The sequence below is a fragment of the Streptomyces sp. NBC_01006 genome (genome assembly GCF_045162725.1).
Taxonomy (GTDB): Bacteria; Actinomycetota; Actinomycetes; order Streptomycetales; family Streptomycetaceae; genus Streptomyces.
Genome location: NZ_CP108700.1, coordinates 2,123,540 through 2,143,869 on the forward strand (window position 1 = coordinate 2,123,540; position 20,330 = coordinate 2,143,869).

Sequence of the window (20,330 nt, forward strand, 5' to 3'; positions counted from 1 at the left end):
ACACCTACTCGCCACATGGACCGGCACCTGCCCCACCTGCCGACAACCCACCCCCTGGCAGCCCTACGACACCACGTAACAAAGCACTACTAGGCCGAGTGGACCACCTCGCCCGCGACCACCACCGTCTCGGCCACCGTGCCCGGGATCCGTTCCGGGGCCACGGCCAGGATGTCCCGGGACAGCACCACGAAGTCCGCCGCCTTGCCCACCGTCAGCGAACCCCGGTCCGCCTCCAGGAAGTTGGCGTACGCCGAGCCCATCGTGTAGCCGTACACCGCCGTCGCCACGTCCACCGTCTCGGCCGGCTGCCACGGGTCTCCGCCGTCCAGCGGGCGGCGGGTGACCGCCGTGTAGATCCCGATCATCGGGTCCATCTCGGCCACGTTCCAGTCGCTGGAGAACGCCAGCACCGCCCCCGCCCCCGCCAGGCTCCGCATCGGCCACGCCTTGTGCCAGCGGTCCTCGCCCACGTTCTCCGCCCAGTCCTGGCCCGGCCCGGCGATCTCCGGCGCGCAGTGCCTCGGCTGCATGCAGGCCACCACGCCGAGTTCGGCGAAGCGCGGCACGTCCGCCGGATCCAGGCATTCCACGTGCACCACCTGGTGGCGCGCGTCCCGCGGCCCGTTGACGGTACGGGCGTGCTCGACGGCGTCCAGGACCGTACGGATCCCCCGGTCGCCCGTGGCGTGCACGAAGCACTGGAACCCGCGCGCGTCGAGGCGCGCCAGCAGCTCCACGAACTCCTCGGCAGGGTAGAAGGTCTCACCCCGGTGCGCCCCGCACCCGGTGTACGGCTCCAGCAGCGCGGCCGTGCGCGGCTCGACCACGTCGTCGATGTACAGCTTGAGGGGCCCGACCCGCAGCCGGTCCCCCGGGTACGCGCGGGCCGCCGCCGCGAACGCGTCGAGCTCCTCCTCGGTCGTGCCGCGCGGGTGGAACAGCGCCGCCACGATCCGCGAGCGCAGCCGGCCCTCGGCGCGGGCCCGTTCGTACAGCTCCAGGTCGTCCAGGGAGTTCTGCGGTTCCACGACCGTGGTGATGCCGAAGCCGATCGCGTCGTCCAGGCTCTTGGCGAGACGCCCGTACTGCCGGTCCGGCGAGGCCCACGGCACGCCGAGCTCGCGCAGTGCCCGGTGGCCGTCCCGGGAGAGCCCCTTGATCGCGAAGTCCTTGACGAAGCCGGTGGGTTCGCCGGTCTCCGGGTCGACGGCCGCGGTGCCGAACGGCAGGTCGGTACGGTCCTTCGCGACCCCGAGCCGGCGCATCGCGGCCGTGTTCAGCCAGGCCGTGTGCACGTCGTACGAGAGCACGATCGCCGGGACCTCCCCGGTGACCGGGTCGAGGTCGGCGGCGGTGGGCATCCGCCCGCCCGGTATCGCGGAGTAGTCGAAGGCCTCGGCCTCGATCCACCCGGCGTCCGGGTGGGTCTCCCGCCAGGCCCCGATCCGGTCGAGGATCGCCTCCAGGGTGCGCACCCCGGCGAGCTGTACGCAGGCGTCGTCGGAGCCGAGCCGGACGTGGTTGTGGGCGTCGACGAAGCCGGGCAGCACCAGCCGGCCGGCCGCGTCGATCCGCTCGGTGTCCGGCCCGGCCCAGGCGGCGGCCTCCGCGTCCGGGCCGAGCCAGACGATCCGGCCGTCGGACACGGCGAGGGCCTCGGCCTCGGGCAGGTCCGGGTCGACGGTGTGGATCCGGGCTCCGGTGAGCAGCAGGTCGGCGGGGAACGGGTGCGGCATGGGTGGCGCTCCTGTGCAGAGGGGGCAGAGGGGGCAGGGGGGGGGGGCAGCGGTGGCGGTACGGGGAGAACGGGGTCAGGCGGCGGGAACGTACGAGGGCACCCGGCCCGAGAGACGGCCCAGGACCCAGTACGTGAGCGCGGAGACGACCGAGCCGAGCAGGGTCAGGTCGGCGCCGCCGAGCGGGGCCACCAGCGGGCCGGTCCACAGCTCGGAATCGCAGGTCAGCGCGGCGAAAGCCATGCCGGCCAGCAGCGCGGCCATACCGGCGGGGTGGTAGCCGGCCCGGTACCAGTAGGCGCCCGCGCTCCCGGCGTGCAGCGCGTCGGAGTCGTAGTGGCAGCGGCGCATCAGCATGTCGGCGAGGAAGACCCCGCCCCAGGGCGCGAACACGATGATCAGCAGGGAGAGGAAGGAGAGCAGCGAGGTGGTGAAGTCGGTCAGGAAGAGCGCGGCGAGCGATCCGGCGGCGGTGACCGCGGCGCTGATCACGATGGCGCGGGCGCGGCTCCACGGGATGCCGAGGACCTGGAGGTTCAGGCTGGAGGAGTAGAGGGTGATGATCGAGTTGGTGACGGAGCCACCGAGGACCAGGGCCAGGAACACCGGCTTGAACCAGCCCGGGAGCAGGCTCTCGGCCCCCGCGACGGCGTCGGTCATGTCGGTCTGCGTGGCGGCGGCGACCCCGGCGACACCGAGGGCGACGGAGGAGACGAATCCGCCGAGCGCCCCCATCCAGGTGATCGACTTCAGCGAGGTGGTCCGGGGCAGGTAGCGGGTGTAGTCGGCGGGCATCGGCAGGTACGAGAAGGGCCCGGCCAGCATCACGACGAAGGCCAGGCTCCAGCCGGACAGCCCCGGGGCGCCGGCGCCGGCCGGGGCGGCGGTCTCGGCGCCGGGCAGGAGGAAGACGAGCAGCGCGCCGAAGCCGAGGGCGAGGACGTAGGCCATCCAGCGCTCGGCGAACTGCACGGTGGCGTGACCCCACATCGCGACGGCGAAGGTGAGCGCGAGGGTGATCCCGAGCGCGAGGGCCCGTACCGCCGTGCCTTCGCCGAGGCCGACCTCGGCGAAGAACACCTCCAGGGCGAGGGTGCCGACCACGGTGTTGACGATGGTGTAGCCGATGCTCACCACCCAGTTCAGGACGCCGGCCGGGAAGTTCCCGCGGACCCCGAAGGCGGCCCGGGAGATGACGAGGGTGGCGGTGCCGGTACGGATGCCGCTGAGCCCGGCGGCGCTGACCGCGAAGAAGGACAGTCCGCTGATCACGACGACGGCGGTGGCCTGCCAGAAGGAGAGGCCGAAGGCCACGGCGAGGGCGCCGTTGATCACGTAGGTGAAGGTGAGGTTGGAGCCGAACCAGAGCCAGAAGAGGTCCTGGGCGCCGCCGTGCCGCTCGGCGTCGGGGATGGGGTCGATGCCGTGGGTCTCGACCCGGAACACCTCGTCGACGTCGGCCGTCGTCTCCTGCTGCGTCATGCGCCGTACCCCTGACTGTGGACTCACTGAACCTTGAATGACGTTCTAAGTTCTTGAATGGCATTCAAGATGCGCCGCCGATCGGGACCTCGTCAAGACCCTGTCCGGGATAAGGTCGGGCCACGAAGATCGGGAAGGCGGCACGGGGTGGCGGGAGCGGCGGGGTCGGCGCGGCGGCGCGACGGGCGGATCGCCCAGGAGCGGATGCTGGAAGAGGCCATGGCGGCGATCGCCGAGGGCGGGCTCGCGGAGCTCACCATGTCCGCGCTCGCGGAGCGGCTCGGCACCAGCGGCGGCCACATCCTCTACTACTTCGGCAGCAAGGACCGGCTGCTGCTGGCCGCCCTGCGCTGGAGCGAGGACCGACTCGCCGCGGAGCGGGCGCAGTTGCTGGCCCGCCGGGTCACCGCGCACCGCAAGCTAGCGCTCTTCCTGGAGCTCTACCTGCCACGCGGTCCGCGCGATCCGCGCTGGACCCTGTGGATCGAACTGTGGGCCCGCACCCCCGCCAACGAGGACCTGCGCGCCGCCCAGCAGGAGATCGACGACGGCTGGCAGCGGGACCTGGAGGCCCTGCTCGCGAAGGGCGTGGACCAGGGCCGCTTCGCGGCCGCCCTGGACGTGCCCGCCCGCGCCTCGGAACTGCTCGCACTGCTGGACGGGCTGAGCACCCGCGTGGTACTCGGGCAACGCGGCGCCGACCGGGCCGCGTCCCTGGCACGGGCCCACTCGGCGGCGGCCCTGCTCGTCCCGCACATCTAGGACGTACCGCCAGCCGCTCGGCGCGCACCGGCCGGCGTACGCGTTCACGACCTGCGTCGGCAGGGCCTCCATGGAGGGCTGCTCATACTTCGGATGCGAACTCCCGGCGCAGTGCCGCGACCACCGCCTTGCCGCTCACCGTCAGTTCCGCCGCCCCGTCGAGCCGGTCCAGGGCGCGCTCGATCCCGCCGGGGCCGCCGGGCCCGCCGCCGGGCCCGCCGCCCGCCCGGCGGAACGTCTCCGCAGCCACCGCCGCGTGCACGTCCGCCAGCAGCCGCGACACCGGCACCGGCTCCTCCTGCCACGGGGACGGGTGCATCCACTCCCCGTCCGACGCGTACAGGTCGGCCACCTCCGTCAGCTCGCGCAGCCGGGCCCGCCGCCGGCCGGTGAGCAGCGCGAGCGCGGTCTCCCGTACGCCCGCGCCCAGCGGCACTCCCAACGAGCCGGGCCCGCGCCGCACGTCCTCCCCCGCCGCCCCCGCACCCACCGCCGCGCCCGCGAGCGGAGTCAGCGTGGTCAGCCCGGCCGCCGTTTCCCGCGCCGACGCCGGCACCGTGCGGTGCAGCAGCTCCCAGGCCTCGGCCAGGCGACGCTCCCAGCGCTCGGCCCCGGTCGCGTCCAGCCTCGGCGCCGGCGGCAGGGCGAAACAGCCCCGGTCGGGGTCCAGGTCCTCCAGGGCCAGGGGCGCCGGAGGCGCGCCCGCCCCGGCTCCGCCCGCCGCCAGGACCCGGACCGGCTGCCAGTCCGCAGCCTCCCCGCCCGGCCCGAAGGTCCGTACGCCGCCGCCCTCCCCCCGTACGGAGAACCCCTCCGCAGCGGCCCGGACCTCGGCTCGCCCCCGGTCCGCGCGCAGCAGCCCGAGGGTGGGCAGATACAGCCCGCCGCCCCCGTGAACCACGAGCGCGGGCAGCTCCAGCCTCCCGCGCACCACGGCCGCGGCGGCCAGCGCGGACAGCCTGTGCCCGGGCGGCACCCGCGGCGGCCCGCCCTGCCGTACGGCGTCCAGGGCGGCGAGCAGCCAGGTGCGGGTGTACGGGTGGTCCAGTACGGCGTCGAGCGCGTCCGGCGCCTCGGCCTCGACGGCCGTGACCAGCTCCCAGGAGCGCCGCCAGTCCGCATCGCCTCGCCCCTCCAGCTCCGCGTTCAGCCGGACCAGCAGCACCCGGGTCAGCTCCTGCTGGGCGGCCGCGAGCGCGGCCGGCTCGGTGGCCTCGGCCGCGACGGAGGCCCGGGCGGTGCGCTGCTCGACGCCCTCCACCAGCGCCTTCAGGTCGGCGCAGTAGACGGACGGGTTGTCGAAGCCGTTCCCGGCTCGGTACCGGTGTGCGTAGAGGCCACCGCCGCAGGAGCGCACCACCGGGCAGGCGCGGCACTCGGCGCTGACGCCCGCGAGGCCCAGCTGCCGGGCCCGGATGCCGGGGTGGGCGGCCACCTCGTCGAAGGCGTGCCGGAAGACGTCGAAGCCGGTGGCGGCGGCGCCCTCGTGGGCGGTCTTGAGCGAGTCGGCCTGCTCCAGGGTGCCGTCGGTCTCGACGACCACCAGGTCGGTGGGGGTCAGGCCCAGGGACTCGGTCAGGCTCGGCCCGCCCCGCAGGGTGCTCAGCAGCGAGTCGAAGAGCCGTACGGGCACGGGCCGGCCCAGGCCGTCCCAGTGGTCGAACAGCCGCAGCAGCCAGCGGGCGTAGGCGTCCGGGCGCCCGTCGGGGCGGGGCGGGGGCGCCTCCCAGGTGGCGTGCGGCAGGAGGAAGTCGATGCGCGGCGGCGCGAGCGCGAGGAGCGCGTCGAGCACCGCGGCCGGGTCGCTGCGCACGTCGATCGTGCACAGCAGCCCCTGGTAGAGGGGGCGGTGGCGGTCCTCGCCGAGGAGGCCGATCGCGGCGAGTACGCGGGAGTGGCTGCTGCGGCCGTTCGCGTAACGGCGGTGCCGGTCGTTGGCGGCGCGGTCCCCGTCGAGGGACACCCCGACGCCCACCCCGTACTCGGCGAACAGCGCGAGGACCGACTCGTTCAGCCGCAGCCCGTTGGTGTGCACGCGCAGATCGAGGCCCGCCACCCCGTCGAGGGCCCGGGTGAGCGCCTCGCACAGCCCTCGCAGCCGGGCGGGTCCGGCCAGCAGCGGCTCGCCGCCGAGGAGGATCACGGTCACCGACGCCAGCGCGTGGGCGCGCGCGTGCTCGGCGAGCCGCTCCGCGAAGCGTTCGACGACCGCCGCGGGGATCACTGCGGGCCGCTGCCGCCAACTCTGGTCCGCGTGCTCGTAGATGTAGCAGTGGTCGCATGCGAGATCGCATCTGCTGTGCACCTTGACCACGAACTCGCGGAACGGGATCAGGACTGCGGCGGCACCGGCCCCGGTGGACTCCATCGCGACGCGGGCGCCCCCGCTCAGAGGGAGGAGTTGAAGGTGACCGTCCGGACCTCGGGGGCGGCGACCCGGCCGGGCAGCACCCGGTCGATGAGCCGGTCGGACTCCGCGCCCCCGCGCGCCGCGAGGGAGGCGAGGGAGGCCCGCGAGGGCCGGCCGTCGTGCTCCCCGTGCACCGGTATCGCTGCGGGATGGTGGTTCTGAATGGTCGTCACGGTTCCCCCTCCGGGTCGTGGCTGTGCTTCCATCAGGACATCGAGCAGGACTTCGAGAGAGCTGTCGGGATGAGACTAGGGACATCCGCAGGGAGCCGGTAGACCGCGGAGGCGTGGTGCGCGTCGAGGTGAGGGCGGGGGACGGCCGCAGGCTCGTCGCCGAGGACTGGGGGGACCCGGACGGGCTGCCCGTCCTGCTGCACCACGGCACCCCGGGCAGCCGCCTCGGCACCGCCCTGGGCGACATCACCGAGCGCTGTCCGGGCATCCGCTTCTTCGCCTACGACCGGCCCGGCTACGGGGACTCCGACCGCGCCCGCGGCCGTACGGTGGCCGATGCCGCCGCGGACTCCGCCGCCGTGGCGGACGCCCTGGACCTGGACACCTTCGCCGTGGTGGGGCGCTCCGGAGGCGGTCCGCACGCCCTGGCCTGCGCGGCGCTGCTCCCCGAGCGGGTGACGGGGACGGCAGCCCTGGTCAGCCTGGCGCCCTGGGGCGGGGCCGGGCTCGACTGGTTCGCCGGCATGACCGCCCACAACGCGGAGCACTACGCCCTCGCCGCCCGCGACCCGGCGGCCCTGGAGCGCCGGCTCACCCCCCGGGCGGCGGCGATCGGAAGCGATCCGGGCAGGCTGCTGGAGGAGCTGCGGGCGCAGCTGTCGGAAGCCGACCTGCCGGTGCTCTCGGACCCCGATGTGCACCGGGCGCTGATGGACGGCTACCGCGAGGCGCTGCGCACTTCCGCGTACGGGTGGCTGGACGACAGCCTGGCCTTCTGCCGGCCGTGGGGCTTCGACCCCGGTTCGATCCCGGGCCGGGTCCTGCTGTGGCACGGCGCCGAGGACGCCTTCTCCCCCCTGGGGCACTTCCGCTGGCTGGCCGGGCACATCGACCGGAGCACCGCCGTACTCAAGCCGGGGGCCGGTCACTTCGCGGCCCAGTACGCGCAGCCGGAGGCCCTGGAGTGGCTGCGGTGACGGGATGCGCCTCCTCGACGGGTGCGACGACCGCCTCGCGGGCACCTTCGAGGCACTGGACGATCCGCTCGTGGGTGTCGCCGACGCTGTCGACGACCTGGATGCGCATGTGGAAGGCCCGTACCTCGTCGATGAACCGCTTCGAGAACACCCCCACGCCGACGGTCTCGTAGGTACCGGTGGCGACGAGCGGGTATCCCGCTCCCATCCCGACGAGGCGGAAGTCCACCGTGGCGCGCAGTCCGGCGGCGGCCAGCCGCTCGCCGACGCCCGCCAGGCTCGTCCACCCCTCGTCCTCGCCGGGCTGCCCGGCGGCCGGGTCGCGGGCCAGGGTCAGCCGGTAGTCCACGTGCTCCACCACCACGTTGTGCTGGCCGCCGTTGAGGACGCCGACGCTCCAGTCCTTACCGGGGCCCGGCAGCTGGCCCGCCACGAACTCGGCCCGCCAGCCCAGTGCGGGCCGTACCGTACGCGCGTACTGGGCGCGGGCCAGGACGGCGCCGGCCGCGACGGCCAGCAGGCTGGCGAGGGGTTCGGGGCTCATCAGCTGGAGCCGCCAGGGCCAGTGGCCGCGGGATGCCTCGGATATGTTCCCGCGCACGATCTCCCAGACGAGTACGGCGCCCAGGAGGCAGAGCAGCACGAGGGGTGCGGTGAACAGCCAGCGGTTGCGCCGGATCCGCCGCTGCGCGTCGGGTGCGGAGCCGCCCCGCCCTAAAGGTGCACTGACCATGCGCGCTACCCCGTTTCCCCCGAAAGGCGAGCCCCCGCCCATGAGTTGGGCGGGGGCTCATTGTGCCGTAGGGCGGTCGGGTCAGTACACGCTCACGCCGTAGGCGTTGAGGGCCTCGACGGCGGGCTGGAAGAAGGTGGTTCCGCCCGAGGTGCAGTCGCCGCTGCCCCCGGAGGTCAGGCCGATGGCGCGGCTGCCGGAGTAGAGCGGGCCGCCGCTGTCGCCGGGCTCGGCGCAGACGTTGGTGCGGATCATGCCGTAGACGATGTCGCCGCCGCCGTAGTTGACGGTGGCGTTGAGGCCGGTCACCGAGCCGCCGTGGGTGCCGGTGGTGGAGCCGCGCCGGGTGACGGACATCCCGACGGTGGCGTTGGCGGCGCTGGTGATGTCCTGGCTGCCGACGGTGCCGGGCGGGACCGGCGAACTGCTGGCGTACTTGATCAGGCCGTAGTCGTTGGTCGGGAAGCTCGATCCGACGGTCGAGCCGACGGTGGTGGTGTGCGAGGAGTTCGTCCACCAGGTGCCGGCGCCGTCGGTGCAGTGCCCGGCGGTCAGCACGTAGTACGTGTTCCCGCTGCGCACGTTGAAGCCGAGCGAGCAGCGCCAGCCCGAGGTGTAGATGGCGTCGCCGCCGGAGATCAGCTTGCGCAGCTTGCCGGGGGTGCGTTCGATGCGCAGGGCCGCGGCGTCGGCTCCGGCCTCGGTACGGATCCTGGCGAGGTCCGCGGCGGAGACGGTGGAGTCGGCGGTGACCACGAGGGTTCCGCTGGCGGGGTCGGTGTACCAGGCGGTGCCGGCGACGTCGGCACGCTGGACGGAGGCTCCGGCCGCGGCGAGCCGCGCCGCGCTGAAGCCGCTGTCCGCGCTCGCCGCGGTGGGGGCGGCGAGCCCGGCGACGGCCGCCAGGCCGGCGGCCACGGCGAGCAGCCGGGTACGGGTGATGCTCTTGATCCTCACTTCTCGTCCTCCCGGGAGGGATCGGGGGCCCGGCGGACAGTGGGGGGCGCCGGAGCCCGTGAGGCGCAGCCGGGGGTACGGCGGGCGCACAGGATTTCGTCGTGCCCCTGACAAGCCCCCGGAAGGCGCTGTCGGGAGTGTCTCGGCGTCAGATTCGGGCGGCAAGGGCATCTTTCGGCCTCCGCTCGCCCGCCGCGACCTCGAAGGGCAGGGTGTTCCCCGGTGGCGGGAACGGGCAGATGAAGTGATCCGCGAAGGCGCAGGGCGGCAGCACGGTCCGGTTGAAGTCGACGGTGATCGAGCCGTCCACGGGGTCCGGAACCCCCGGCCTGAGGAAGCGGAAGCGGTAGCTGGAGCTCCCCCCGGTGGCATCGCCGATCACGGCCCAGAGGCTGCCGTCGTCCTCGTCGACGGCGACCTGGAGGGTGTGCCCGGCGCCCCGGTACGCGAAGCTCAGCTCGCCGCCGAGGCCGAGCCCGCGCGCCCGCCCGTCGGCGTTCGCCACCTGGACGGTCCGGTCCTCGCCGTACGGCCGGAAGCGCCCCGGCACCACGAAGTCCGGGTCGTACGGGGTGGCCTCGATGCCGGCGAAGGCCCGGCGCGCCGCGGAGGCGGGGTCGAAGACCCGGACCGCCCACTCCCCCTCGCGCCGGATCACGGTGATCCGGAGGTCGTGGGCGGCGGCGACGCGGGAGCGCGCGGGCGGGGCCTCGTCGCCGGCGAGGACGGCGTCACCGGTGAAGGGCTCGCCGTCGAGGCTGAGGCCGTCCTCGGCGGAGGCGCTCAGCGCCACCCCGCCCTCGGTGGGGCGCCAACGCCCCGGAACGGCCGGAATTCGACCTTCCGGGTAGTCCGAGAGCCAGTGGGTGCCGATGAGGGAGAGGGGGCCGTAGGGGGCGGACACGGAAGCCACCCGATGCTCGTGCCATTTCCGCCAGGCGGTCTTCGGATCGTCTGCGTCGTCTGCGTCATCGCTCATGCCGCTCAACCCTTCCACACGGGCCCGGACGGGAATCTCCCTGTACGCCGTCCGGACCCACGGAATCTGAGCGGGCCTCAGCAGTCGCAGCCGCAGTCGCAGCCGTCGCAGCAGCACCCGTCGCAGCTGCAGCAGTCGCCGCAGCCACTGCAGTCGGGGCAGCCGTTGCCGCAGTCGCAGGCCTCGCACCACGCGTCCCGCTTCTTGCGGGACCACGGGCCCTCGTGGTCGGTGCAGCACAGCTGGCAGGTGCAGAACAGCCCGATCGCGACCGCGCAGCCGGCGAACAGTCCGCGGCGCGGCTTCTGCGGGGGCAGTCCGCCGCCGGGGCCCATGGGCGGCCCGGGTATCCACGGGCCGCCGGGCCCGCCCGCGCCGCCGCCGTACGGATTCCCGCCCTGGCCGCCGTACGGGCCACTGCCGTACGGACCGCCGCTCCCGTACGGACCGCTGCCGTACGGGCCCGCCTGGCCCGGGCCGTGGCCCTGCGGCGGCGCCCCGGGGCCGCCCTGCCCCGCGGCGTTCATGCCCGTGTGCCCGCCCGTGTGCGCGCAGCCGGTGACCCCGAAGGCCCGGTCCACCGAGGTCTTCAGCTCGTGCACGAGCAGCCGGTGGGCCAGCCCGGCGTCCGCGAACTCGACCTCGCGCAGCGCCAGCCTGATGCCGTGCAGGGCGTCGTCGGCCAGCCTCCGGGCCTCGGCGAGCGGGGTCCCGGTGGCCGTCAGCGGGTTCCAGGCGCCCGCGGCTGCGTCCGCGGCCTGGTCCTCGACGGCGTCCAGCAGGTGCGCGAGGCGGCCGAAGTAACGGCCCGCCTCGGCCAGCGCGGGGGCGTTGCCTGGCCGTCCGGCCAGCTGCGCGGTATGCGCGAAGGCGGCGGCGGTCGCGGTCTCCGTCGGCTCGGTCACCACGAGCACCGGCGTGCCGGGCCCGGCGAGCGTCTCGATGCCTTCCTGCCGGTCCACGGCGTCCACGAGGACGGCCGTGTCGAAGCCGAGCGAGGCCCCGGTGCGGGCGCCGGCCCGGTCCCAGCCGCGGGCCACCTTGCGCGCGGCGGCGGCGATCGGCGCGCGGGCCAACAGCCCGTCCCGGTCCGCCACGTGGTCCCGTACCTTCGCCGAGGCGAGGACGAGCGAGACGGCGGCCGCGAGCCGCGCGCCCTCCCCCTTGGCCACCGCCGCGGTCCGCATCCCGCGCAGCGGGCAGGGGCCAGCGGTGCGCCGGGAGCCGGGCGCCGGTCCGGACTGAGCCTCCGTCAGAACGGAGACGAGCAGCCCGTCATAGTTGGTCACGATCCGGGCGAACTGTCCGTGGTCCGCGCGAAGTGCCAGGCACAGCCCGCAGAGATGGGCCATCCACTCGGTCTTGAAGCGCTCCCCCAGCCGGTGCGTGCAGGGTCTGACGATGCCGAACAAACCGGTCCCCCGTGTGTCATACGCGTGCGTGATGCGCATCGTATCGAGCGGGATCGTTCACCCGTACGTCCGTGTCGGTCACCCACACGGCGGCAGCGGTCGTATTTTCACTCAGTCAGCAGTGGTACCCGCCGGGAAGCTTGACGGTGCAACGGATGTTCTGCACCAGTACCGTCACGAAACCCCTGCGCGGCGGCTATCCACTTGGCGCGTTGTCAGCATCATGGACGACCATAGGGGCAGCGGAGAGAAGACAACCGACCGCGGTGAAAGGAGGCGTCCATGGGTTCGGTACGCAAGGCGAGTGCCTGGTTGGGTCTCGTGGAGGACAGCGACGACGAGCGTTACTACGACGACGACTACGCGGAGGCCGCACAGGGCTCCGTCTCGGGCCCCGGCGACCAGTGGGTCACCGACCCCCGGGTCAAGGTCGCCTCGGAGTCGGCCGTCGATCAGGGCCGGCGGATCGCGACGGTCACCCCGGACGGCTTCCGTGACGCGCGCGGCATCGGCGAGCTGTTCCGCGAGGGCGTCCCGGTGATCGTGAACCTGTCGTCCATGGACCCGGCCGACGCCAAGCGCGTGGTCGACTTCGCGGCCGGCCTGACCTTCGGCCTGCGCGGCTCGATCGAGCGGGTGGCGACCAGGGTCTTCCTGCTGACCCCGGCCGACACCCAGATCGTGAGCGGCGAGCCCGCCGGCCGCTCGCGCGACTTCTTCAACCAGAGCTGAGCAGGGCCCTCACCGGAAGGCGTCGAGCCCGGTGAGCGCCTTGCCCAGCACCAACTGGTGCATCTCGACGGTGCCCTCGTAGGTGAGCACCGATTCGAGGTTCGTGGCGTGCCGCATGACGGGGTATTCGAGCGAGATCCCGTTGGCACCGAGGATGGTCCGCGCGGTGCGGCAGATGTCGATGGCCTCGCGGACGTTGTTGAGCTTGCCGAAACTGATCTGCTCCGGCCGCAGGGTGCCCGCGTCCATCCGCCGGCCCAGGTGGTGGGCGAGCAGGATGCCCTTGTGGAGTTCCAGCGCCATGTCGGCGAGCTTCGCCTGGGTGAGCTGGAAGCCGCCGATGGGCTTTCCGAACTGCTCCCGCGTCTTCGCGTAGTCGAGCGCGGTCTCGAAGCTGGCGCGCGCCGCGCCCATGGCCCCCCAGATGATCCCGTACCGCGCGTGGCTGAGGCAGCCCAGCGGCCCCTTGAGCCCGGTGACCCCGGGAAGCACCGCGTCCGCGGGCAGCCGTACGTCGTCCATGACCAGCTCGCTGGTCACGGAGGCCCGGAGCGACCACTTGTGCTTGATCTCGGGCGCGGAGAACCCGGCCGCGTCGGTGGGGACCGCGAATCCGCGGATCCCCTCGTCGGTCTGCGCCCACACCACGGCCACGGCCGCGACGCTGCCGTTGGTGATCCACATCTTGCGGCCGTTCAGCACCCAGTCGGTGCCGTCGCGCTTCGCGTACGTGCGCATGGCGGCCGGGTCGGAGCCGACGTCGGGCTCGGTCAGCCCGAAGCAGCCGATCAGCTCGCCGGCGGCCATGCCGGGGAGCCAGCGCTGCTTCTGCTCCTCGGAGCCGTACTTCCAGATCGCGTACATGGCGAGCGAGCCCTGCACCGAGACGAGGGACCGGATCCCGGAGTCGGCGGCCTCCAGCTCAAGGCAGGCGAGCCCGTACTGCACGGCGGAGGCCCCGGCGCAGCCGTACCCCTCCAGCGACATCCCGAGTGCTCCGAGCGCCCCGAGCTCCCTCGCCAGCTCCCGGATCCCGGGCAGCTCGCCGCTCTCGTACCACCCGGCGATGTGCGGCAGCACCCGCTCGGCGGCCCAGTCGCGCACGGTGTCGCGGATGGCGAGGTCCTCGGGCGCGAGGAGCTCGTCGATCCCGAGCGGATCGGTGGGTACGAAGGGCACGGCGCCTCCTGGTGCGGACCTGCGGTTCGAAACCTAGCGGTGCAAGTTTGTCCTCGCGACCGCCCGCGGTCCACCCCCCACCTGCCCGCGCAGCGGTCAGGCCGGGCGGGCGGCCGGGTCGCGGTCCGGCGTCGATGCGGGCGCAGGCGTCTGCGCCTTCGCCTTCGCCTGCGTCGCAGCCGGGGTGCGTGCGGCATCGGGGCCCGCCTGGGCGGGGAGGCGGACCGGCTCCGCTTCGGCGTCCGGACACTCCATCACCCGCGGCAGCTTCAGCGCCATCACGGCCCCCGCCAGCAACAGCCCGGCGCTGACCACCAGCGTCACGTGCAGCCCGTGCACGAACGAATGCCGCGCCGCCGCGTACAGCGACGCCCCTGCCGCACCCCCGAGCGCCCCCGCGATCTGGTACGCCTCGCCCAGGGAGTTCGCGGCCCCCGCCGCGTCCGACGCCGACACCCCCGGCACGTGCGTCAGCCCCGGCGCGTAAGCCGCGTTCATGACACTGCCGAGCAGCGCGATGCCCATCCCCGCACCCAGCTGGTACGAGGTCTCGCCTATGGAGGCCGCCCCGCCGGCCGTGGCCGCCGGCGCCTCGCTCAGCATCGACTCGTACGCCGCGAACAGCGTGGTCTGCAGCCCGAAGCCGAGCAGGATGAACCCGACCGTGAGCAGAACCGGCCGGTCGTGCTGCCCCATGAACGTCAGCAGCAGCACGGCGAACGCCGTCAGTACGAAGCCCAGCGACACCATCGTCCGCGGCCCGATCCGGGCCAGCGTGTACGACCCGGTGGCGCCGGCCGCCATGGCCGCGAAGGTCAGCGGCAGCAGCCGCAGCCCCGTCTCCAGCGGGCTGAGGTGCAGCACCAGCTGCAGGTACTGGACCGCGATCAGCTCCAGCCCGACCAGCGCCAGCATGGCGAGCACGATGCACCCGACGGAGGTCGAGAACGCGGCGCGCGAGAACATCCGCATGTCGATCAGCGGGTGCGTGCGCCGCTTCTGCCGCCGTACGAAGAAGATCAGCAGCGCCGCGCCCAGCAGCAGCGGCACCAGCGCCTCGGCGTCGAGGAGCCGGCGCTCCGCGCCGATCCGCTTGACCCCGAGGACGAAGCCCAGCACGCCGGCGGCGGCCATGAGCGCGCCGATCACGTCCCACGGCCCGTCGGCGGAGCCGCGCGACTCCGGCAGCAGCCAGCGCCCGAGCGGCAGGATCAGCGCCATGAGCGGGATGTTGATGAGGAAGACCGAGCCCCACCAGAAGTGCTGGACGAGGAACCCGCCGAGGACCGGTCCGCTGGCCGCGCCGATGGCGGCGACGGCGGTCCAGATGCCGATGGCGAGGGCCCGCTCGCGCCGGTCGGGGAAGACCTGCCGCAGGATCGACAGGGTGGCGGGCATGATCATCGCGCCGCCGACGCCGAGCAGCGCGCGGGCGGCGATCAGTACCTGGGCGTTGTCGGCCAGGGCGGCCAGCGCCGAGGCCGCGCCGAAGAGCCCGTAACCGAGGAGGAGTATCCGGCGGCGGCCGACCCGGTCACCGAGGGTGCCGAAGAGGATCAGCAGGGCGGCGCAGACCAGGGGGTAGGCGTCGACGATCCACAGGAGCTCGGTCGAGCCGGGGCGCAGGTCCTCGGTGAGGGAGGGGACGGCGACGTGCAGGATCGTCGCGTCGAGCGCGACGAGGACCAGGCTGACGCACAGGACCGCGAGGACGAGCCAGCGGTTGGTCCCGCCGGAGGCGGCGCGCAGCCGCAGCCGGAAGGCGGCCGCGTTCGTCCCCGACATGCATGTACCTCCCAGATGATCGCTCGCACTCGGCGGACCAGCGTCTGCGGAGCCACGGCGTTGGTGCACCGTGCGGCGTCCTACGGGGTCCGGCATCGACACGCGAGTGAAGCGTCAGCGTACGCGAGTTCGTCTGTCCGACACGTGGTCAAGCTCTCACCGCGGCGGCGACCGCGGTGTGGTGTGCGCCACTCGCCCCACCCCGCCCTCCCCCTCTTCCCTCCTCCACGTACACGCGCGGTCACGACCCGTGGTTCTGTGCCGATGGCACGCACGGGCGCCACCGATAATCATGCCCGTGAAGGATCTTGGATTTCGCCGGGCCGCGCCCGCCCTGGCCGTCTTCGCGGCGGTCCGGCTGCTCGGGCTGGCCGTGCTCGCGCTCTGGTGCGCGGCCGCCGGCAGCAGCCCGCACACGCTGCTGTCGGCGCGCTGGGACTCGCTCTGGTACGCCCGCATCGCCGCCGAGGGGTACGGGTACGAGGTGCTCCTGCCGAACGGGGACGTGCACTCGAACCTGGCTTTCTTCCCGCTGCTGCCCTGGCTGGAGCGGCTGGTCGCAGCGCCGACCGGGCTGTCGTACGGCAGCGCCGGCCTGGTGGTCTCGGTGGTGGCCGGGCTCGCCGCGGCCTGGGGGATCTTCGCGGTCGCGGACCTCCTCCACGGCCGCCGGGCCGGGGTGTTCGCCGCCGGGGTCTGGGCCGCGCTGCCCGTGGGGATCGTGCAGTCCATGGCGTACAGCGAGTCGCTGTTCACGGCCCTGGCCGCCTGGGCGCTGTACGGGGCCCTGCGCGGCCGGTGGCTGACGGCCGGCCTGCTCGCGGCGGGGGCGGGGCTGACCCGCCCGGTCGGCGCCGCGGTGGTGGCGGCGGTCTGGGTGGCGGCCGCCCTGGCCTGGCGGCGCGGGGAACGGACCTGGCGGATGGCGGCGGGGGCGGTACTGGCCCCGCTGGGCGCGGCCGCGTACGTCCTGTGGGTGGGGGCGCGCACCGGCGGCGGGCTGCTCGGCTACCTGGACGTGCAGGGCGGCTGGGGCAACGGCTTCGACGGCGGCTGGGCGTTCGCCCGGTTCATCGGGGCGAAGCTGACCTCCTCCGCCGCGCCCGCCGGGGTCGGGCTGATCGCGGGGGTCGCGCTGGTGCTGTGGCTGTACTGGCTGTGCGTACGGCAGCGCCAGCCGGCCGCGCTCCTCGTCTACTGCGGGATCGTCGTCGCGCTGGCCCTGTGCGCGTCGGGGTACTTCGGATCCAAGCCGCGGCTGCTGCTCCCGGCGTTCCCGCTGCTGTTGCCGGCGGCGGTGGCGCTGGCCCGGTGGCGGACCGGGCGGGCGGTCGCGGTGCTGGGCGCGGCCGCGTTGGCGTCGGCGGTGTACGGGGCCTTCTGGCTGAACGGGTCGGGGCCGCCGTAGGGAGCCGCGTAACGGAATGGATCATTCCGATCCATCTTTCAGCAAAGTAATTGAGCTGCGGTGATAAAGCGCGGCTAAGTATGCGAAAGAATGGCCAGGGCAATGGATCAAGACGCCTCCAACTAATGCTTGAATGCCAGGAATTAAGCGTCGCGTGAGACCAACTCCACATCACATGGTCATCACAAAGCCCGTGATTCGACCGGGCCGCCCATCGGCGCGCGGTAACGTCGATTGAGTGCGTACCGACCAAATCCTGACCCGTCTGGAGCGGGTGTTCGCCCGGCTGGACCGGGAACCAGAGCGACCGGCTCATCTGCAAACACCGCAGATGAGCCGGCACCGCGTCGTGCTCCTCGGATCGACCCTCGCGTTCTACCTCGCGATCGTGGTGGCCGTCCTGACCACGTCCTGGCTCGTCCGCCTGGACTGGCAGGTCATGTTCTTCCGGCCCTACGAGCAGTGGCCGCAGCTGCACGCCTTCCTCGACTACCTCGTCGTCCTGGGCCAGCGCGGACCCACCGCGGTCATGGTCGCCGCATGGCTCGGCTGGCGCTCCTGGCGCCAGCACACCCTCCGCCCGCTGATCACCCTCGGCGTGGCGCTGCTCCTGCTCAACATCACCGTCGGCGCCGTCAAGCTCGGCCTCGGCCGGCTCGGCCCGCACTACGCCACGCAGATCGGCTCCGCCGAGCTCTTCGCCGGCGGCGATATATTTCCTTCCGGCCACACCGCCAACGCCGTCGTGACCTGGGGAATCCTGGCCTACCTGGCTTCCACCACGGTCACCCGGCGGGTGCTGTCCGTGGTGTCCGCCACCGTCTCGCTGAGCGTCGGCGCCACCACCGTGTACCTCGGCACCCACTGGGTCAGCGACGTACTGCTCGGCTGGTCCGCGGGTCTGCTGATCATGCTGGCGCTGCCCTGGTTCGAGCCGCTGATCGCCGGCGCCGAGGCCCGCGTCTTCGCTCTGCGGGAGCGGCTGCGCCGCCGCCTGGAGACCGGAACCGTGCCCGTCCCGGTCGCCACCGCGCTCACCCCGCTGCTCTCCGCGGGCGGCAAGTGGCAGCTCCGGCTCGCCGGTGACGCCGCCGCAGCCGGTGCCGGTGGCGCCGGTCCGCAGGAGCCGGCCGCCGTGCCCGTCCCGGCGACCGCGCAGGCGGCCGTCGCGGGCCCCGGGCACGCCCCGGTGCCCCGGCCCGCCGCGCACGTCCCCGGCCGGCCGCACCTGATCCGCTCCGAGCGGACCCCGCTCACACCGGCCGGCAGCCGCCGCCCGGCCCACACCGAGCGGCCCGCGGGTCGGGCCGCGGCCCGACCCGCCACCGGCGGCTGACGGGGCGGTACGCACATCCTCACCCCGCACACCGAAATGGCCGAGGCGGGCCGGGTCACCACCCGGCCCGCCTCGGCCATTTCGGTGGTTTCCGCAGCGCACCTGACCGGAACGTCAGCGCAGCGCCCGGAGGTTCGTCCGAACCGGGTCACGCTTGGGTCACGGAATGTCGACAGTTCTTTGACGGGCCCGGCTCCGTCCGAAGCACCGCGAAAGCGTCCCCGCTCCATTCTTTTTCCGGCCCGCGACAAGCCGTCCGTACATCCTGTTTCGCATTCCGTCCGGGACCCCCGGAATTTCCCCGGGGATTGCCGCGGCCACCCCGCGCCGCGGGGTGAACCCCCTCGGTTTCCTTACATCTTCTCCACGGCCCGCCCGAGAAGGTCCCGGGCCGCTCTGATCCGGTCCGTCAGCTCCGGCGGCTCCAGCACCTCGAACTCACAGCCGAGCAGCATGACGTGAATGACGAGGACGTCGAGGTTCACGGCCCCCGTGCGCAGCAGGCAGCTCTCGGCGTCGAGCGGCTCCAGAGCCCCGGCGCTCGGCCCCACGATCCCGGCCGCCGCCTCCGCCGGAATCTTCAGCCTCAGCACCGCCTTGGCGGCGTACGCGGCCTGCGCCACGCCGCGCGACACGTACGCGGCGAGGTCCTCGGCGGGCGCCGGACGCGGGGTGAACCGCGGTCCGTGCGGCGGTCTGAGCTCGATCCGGTCGGCGCGGAAGGTCCGCCAGTCCTCCCGGTCCAGATCCCAGGCGACCAGGTACCAGCGCCGCTCGGTGCACACCAGCCGGTGCGGCTCCACCGCGCGGCGGCTGACGGCGCCCGCGTGGTCCCGGTAGTCGAAGCGCAGCCGCTCGCTGTCGCGGCACGCGGCGGCGAGCCCGGTCAGCACGGAGGGGTCGACGGTGGCCGGCCCCGGCCCGCGCAGCATCGGCACGGTGAACTCGTTGAGCGCCGACACCCGCCGCCGCAGCCGCCCCGGCAGTACCTGTTCCAGCTTGGCGAGCGCCCGTACGGAGGCCTCCCCGATCCCCTCGACGCCGTTCCCGGCGGCCGTCCGCAGGCCCACCGCGACGGCGACGGCCTCGTCGTCGTCGAGCAGCAGCGGCGGCAGCTCGGCACCGGCGCCCAGCTGGTAGCCGCCGCCGGTGCCGGGGCTGGCGTTCACCGGGTAGCCGAGCTCCCGGAGCCGGTCCACATCGCGCCGCACCGTCCTCGGGGTCACGCCGAGGCGCTCCGCGAGATCGGCGCCGGTCCATTCGCGGTGGGCCTGCAACAGGGACAGCAGGCGGAGCAGTCGTGCGGAGGTCTCCAGCATGCCGAGCAGTCTGCCGGTACCCCGGCCCGCATCCGAATCGCCCCCGCGGGCCGAGCCCCCGTCAGGAAGCGGGCACGGCCACCGGGGCCGCCGGTGCCGTCCGGACCGGAACCGGGGTCGGGACCGGGGCCGGTGTCGGGACCGGGGCCGGTGTCGGGACCGGGGCCGGTGTCGGCACCGGCGCCGTGACCGGAACCGGCGCCGTGACCGGAACCGGAAGCGGAACCGGTGGCACCGGCGGCAGGGCCAGCAGCGTGCCGACCACCAGCGCCTGCGGCTTCGTGCCGATCACCGCGCGGTTCGCCTCGTACAGCGCCTGCCAGCCGCCCTTCACCCGGTACCGCCGGGCGATCTTCTCCAGCGTGTCCCCGGTCCGGACCACGTGCATGCGCCCCGCCAGCCCGTACCGCTTCGAGCACACCGGCCACGCGTCCCATCCCTGTAACCCCACCACGTCCTCCGCCACCCGGATCTGCTGCTCGCGGCTCGCCAGATCGGCCCGCGCCGCGAAGACCTTCCCCCCGTACTCCTCCCACGTCGGCTGCCAGAACTGCAGCCCCCCGTAGAAGCCGTTGCCGGTGTTGACCGCCCAGCGCCCGCTGCTCTCGCAGTCGGCCACGCAGTCCCAGGGCCACTGCCCGCCGGGGCCGCAGTCCCCCGGGCCGGTCCCGATGATGCCCGGCGAGCCGGGGTGGGCCGCCCCCGCGGGCCCGGGCGCGGGGGGCGGCGGGGCCGCGCCGGCCCCCGAAGGGAGTACGAGGACGAGAGCCAGCGCGGCAGCGGCGGCGGCAGCGGCCGCCGGGGCCGCCCGCCGGATCCGGAGGTCGGGCATCGCGTCACGCTACGCAGAGCCGCGGCGCCCGCCCCGCCCTGCCACGCGGCAGGTACCGCAGCCCACCCGGTCGGCGCAGCCGCCACCTCCGCCGGAAACGGCCAGTTCCGACCAC

Annotated in this window: 17 protein-coding genes; 5 read left to right on the forward strand and 12 right to left on the reverse strand. The window is 73.9% G+C overall.

What is annotated here, in order from left to right; all coding sequences use genetic code 11:
* Positions 1-89: 89 nt before the first annotated feature.
* Together OG509_RS09620 and OG509_RS09625 are read right to left on the reverse strand one after the other, a co-directional pair.
* Positions 90-1,739 (reverse strand): amidohydrolase, encoded by a 1,650-nt coding sequence (locus tag OG509_RS09620; protein ID WP_406181706.1) that lies wholly within the window; start codon positions 1,737-1,739, stop codon positions 90-92.
* A 75-nt stretch (positions 1,740-1,814) separates the two neighbouring features.
* Positions 1,815-3,221 carry a purine-cytosine permease family protein gene (locus OG509_RS09625; protein ID WP_406181708.1) on the reverse strand — a complete coding sequence of 469 codons (1,407 nt, stop codon included), beginning with the start codon at positions 3,219-3,221 and terminating at the stop codon, positions 1,815-1,817.
* A 204-nt stretch (positions 3,222-3,425) separates the two neighbouring features.
* Here OG509_RS09625 and OG509_RS09630 point away from each other — a divergent pair, with 204 nt between their 5' ends.
* Positions 3,426-3,983, forward strand: coding sequence for a TetR/AcrR family transcriptional regulator (locus OG509_RS09630; RefSeq protein WP_406187517.1), 558 nt, complete (start codon positions 3,426-3,428; stop codon positions 3,981-3,983).
* Positions 3,984-4,065: 82 nt separating this feature from the next.
* Here the strand turns inward: OG509_RS09630 and fxsBH are convergent, their stop codons facing one another.
* Entirely contained in the window at positions 4,066-6,351 is a 2,286-nt protein-coding gene (gene fxsBH / locus OG509_RS09635) for a radical SAM/SPASM protein FxsBH, inactivated beta-hydroxylase extension form (RefSeq protein WP_406181710.1), read from the reverse strand.
* A 20-nt stretch (positions 6,352-6,371) separates the two neighbouring features.
* Positions 6,372-6,566 carry a hypothetical protein gene (locus OG509_RS09640; protein ID WP_406181712.1) on the reverse strand — a complete coding sequence of 65 codons (195 nt, stop codon included), beginning with the start codon at positions 6,564-6,566 and terminating at the stop codon, positions 6,372-6,374.
* A 116-nt stretch (positions 6,567-6,682) separates the two neighbouring features.
* On the opposite strand from OG509_RS09640, the gene OG509_RS09645 reads away from it, so the two are divergent.
* On the forward strand, positions 6,683-7,543 hold the full coding sequence (locus tag OG509_RS09645; protein WP_406181714.1) for an alpha/beta fold hydrolase: 861 nt from the start codon (positions 6,683-6,685) through the stop codon (positions 7,541-7,543).
* Here OG509_RS09645 and OG509_RS09650 read toward each other — a convergent pair.
* The 4 genes from OG509_RS09650 to OG509_RS09665 all read right to left on the reverse strand — a co-directional run bounded on the left by OG509_RS09650 (position 7,476) and on the right by OG509_RS09665 (position 11,624).
* Positions 7,476-8,276, reverse strand: a complete 801-nt coding sequence (locus OG509_RS09650) for a hypothetical protein (protein ID WP_406181716.1) — start codon at positions 8,274-8,276, stop codon at positions 7,476-7,478. The two genes, OG509_RS09645 and OG509_RS09650, sit on opposite strands and share 68 nt — an antisense overlap.
* Positions 8,277-8,357: 81 nt before the next feature.
* Positions 8,358-9,233, reverse strand: coding sequence for a S1 family peptidase (locus OG509_RS09655; RefSeq protein WP_406181717.1), 876 nt, complete (start codon positions 9,231-9,233; stop codon positions 8,358-8,360).
* A gap of 148 nt (positions 9,234-9,381) precedes the next feature.
* Positions 9,382-10,212: a DUF1684 domain-containing protein gene (locus OG509_RS09660; RefSeq protein WP_406181719.1), complete on the reverse strand. Its 831-nt coding sequence runs from the start codon at positions 10,210-10,212 to the stop codon at positions 9,382-9,384.
* Between the two features lie 77 nt (positions 10,213-10,289).
* Positions 10,290-11,624 (reverse strand): DUF5685 family protein, encoded by a 1,335-nt coding sequence (locus OG509_RS09665; RefSeq protein WP_406181721.1) that lies wholly within the window; start codon positions 11,622-11,624, stop codon positions 10,290-10,292.
* A gap of 282 nt (positions 11,625-11,906) precedes the next feature.
* Between OG509_RS09665 and OG509_RS09670 the strand changes: the two genes are divergently transcribed.
* Entirely contained in the window at positions 11,907-12,356 is a 450-nt protein-coding gene (locus OG509_RS09670; RefSeq protein WP_327282719.1) for a cell division protein SepF, read from the forward strand.
* Positions 12,357-12,365: 9 nt separating this feature from the next.
* On the opposite strand, the gene OG509_RS09675 is transcribed toward OG509_RS09670, so the two are convergent.
* Both OG509_RS09675 and OG509_RS09680 read right to left on the reverse strand, forming a co-directional pair.
* Positions 12,366-13,535 (reverse strand): acyl-CoA dehydrogenase family protein, encoded by a 1,170-nt coding sequence (locus OG509_RS09675; RefSeq protein WP_406181724.1) that lies wholly within the window; start codon positions 13,533-13,535, stop codon positions 12,366-12,368.
* A 96-nt stretch (positions 13,536-13,631) separates the two neighbouring features.
* A complete protein-coding gene (locus OG509_RS09680; RefSeq protein ID WP_406181726.1) occupies positions 13,632-15,320 on the reverse strand; it encodes an MFS transporter in 1,689 nt (562 codons plus the stop codon).
* Between the two features lie 292 nt (positions 15,321-15,612).
* On the opposite strand from OG509_RS09680, the gene OG509_RS09685 reads away from it, so the two are divergent.
* Together OG509_RS09685 and OG509_RS09690 are read left to right on the forward strand one after the other, a co-directional pair.
* Positions 15,613-16,728, forward strand: coding sequence for a hypothetical protein (locus OG509_RS09685; RefSeq protein ID WP_406181728.1), 1,116 nt, complete (start codon positions 15,613-15,615; stop codon positions 16,726-16,728).
* A gap of 238 nt (positions 16,729-16,966) precedes the next feature.
* A complete protein-coding gene (locus OG509_RS09690; protein ID WP_406181730.1) occupies positions 16,967-18,064 on the forward strand; it encodes a phosphatase PAP2 family protein in 1,098 nt (365 codons plus the stop codon).
* Positions 18,065-18,417: 353 nt separating this feature from the next.
* Here the strand turns inward: OG509_RS09690 and OG509_RS09695 are convergent, their stop codons facing one another.
* Positions 18,418-19,383 (reverse strand): helix-turn-helix transcriptional regulator, encoded by a 966-nt coding sequence (locus OG509_RS09695; protein ID WP_406181732.1) that lies wholly within the window; start codon positions 19,381-19,383, stop codon positions 18,418-18,420.
* A 61-nt stretch (positions 19,384-19,444) separates the two neighbouring features.
* Entirely contained in the window at positions 19,445-20,215 is a 771-nt protein-coding gene (locus OG509_RS09700; protein ID WP_406181733.1) for a transglycosylase family protein, read from the reverse strand.
* Between the last annotated feature and the right edge of the window lie 115 nt (positions 20,216-20,330).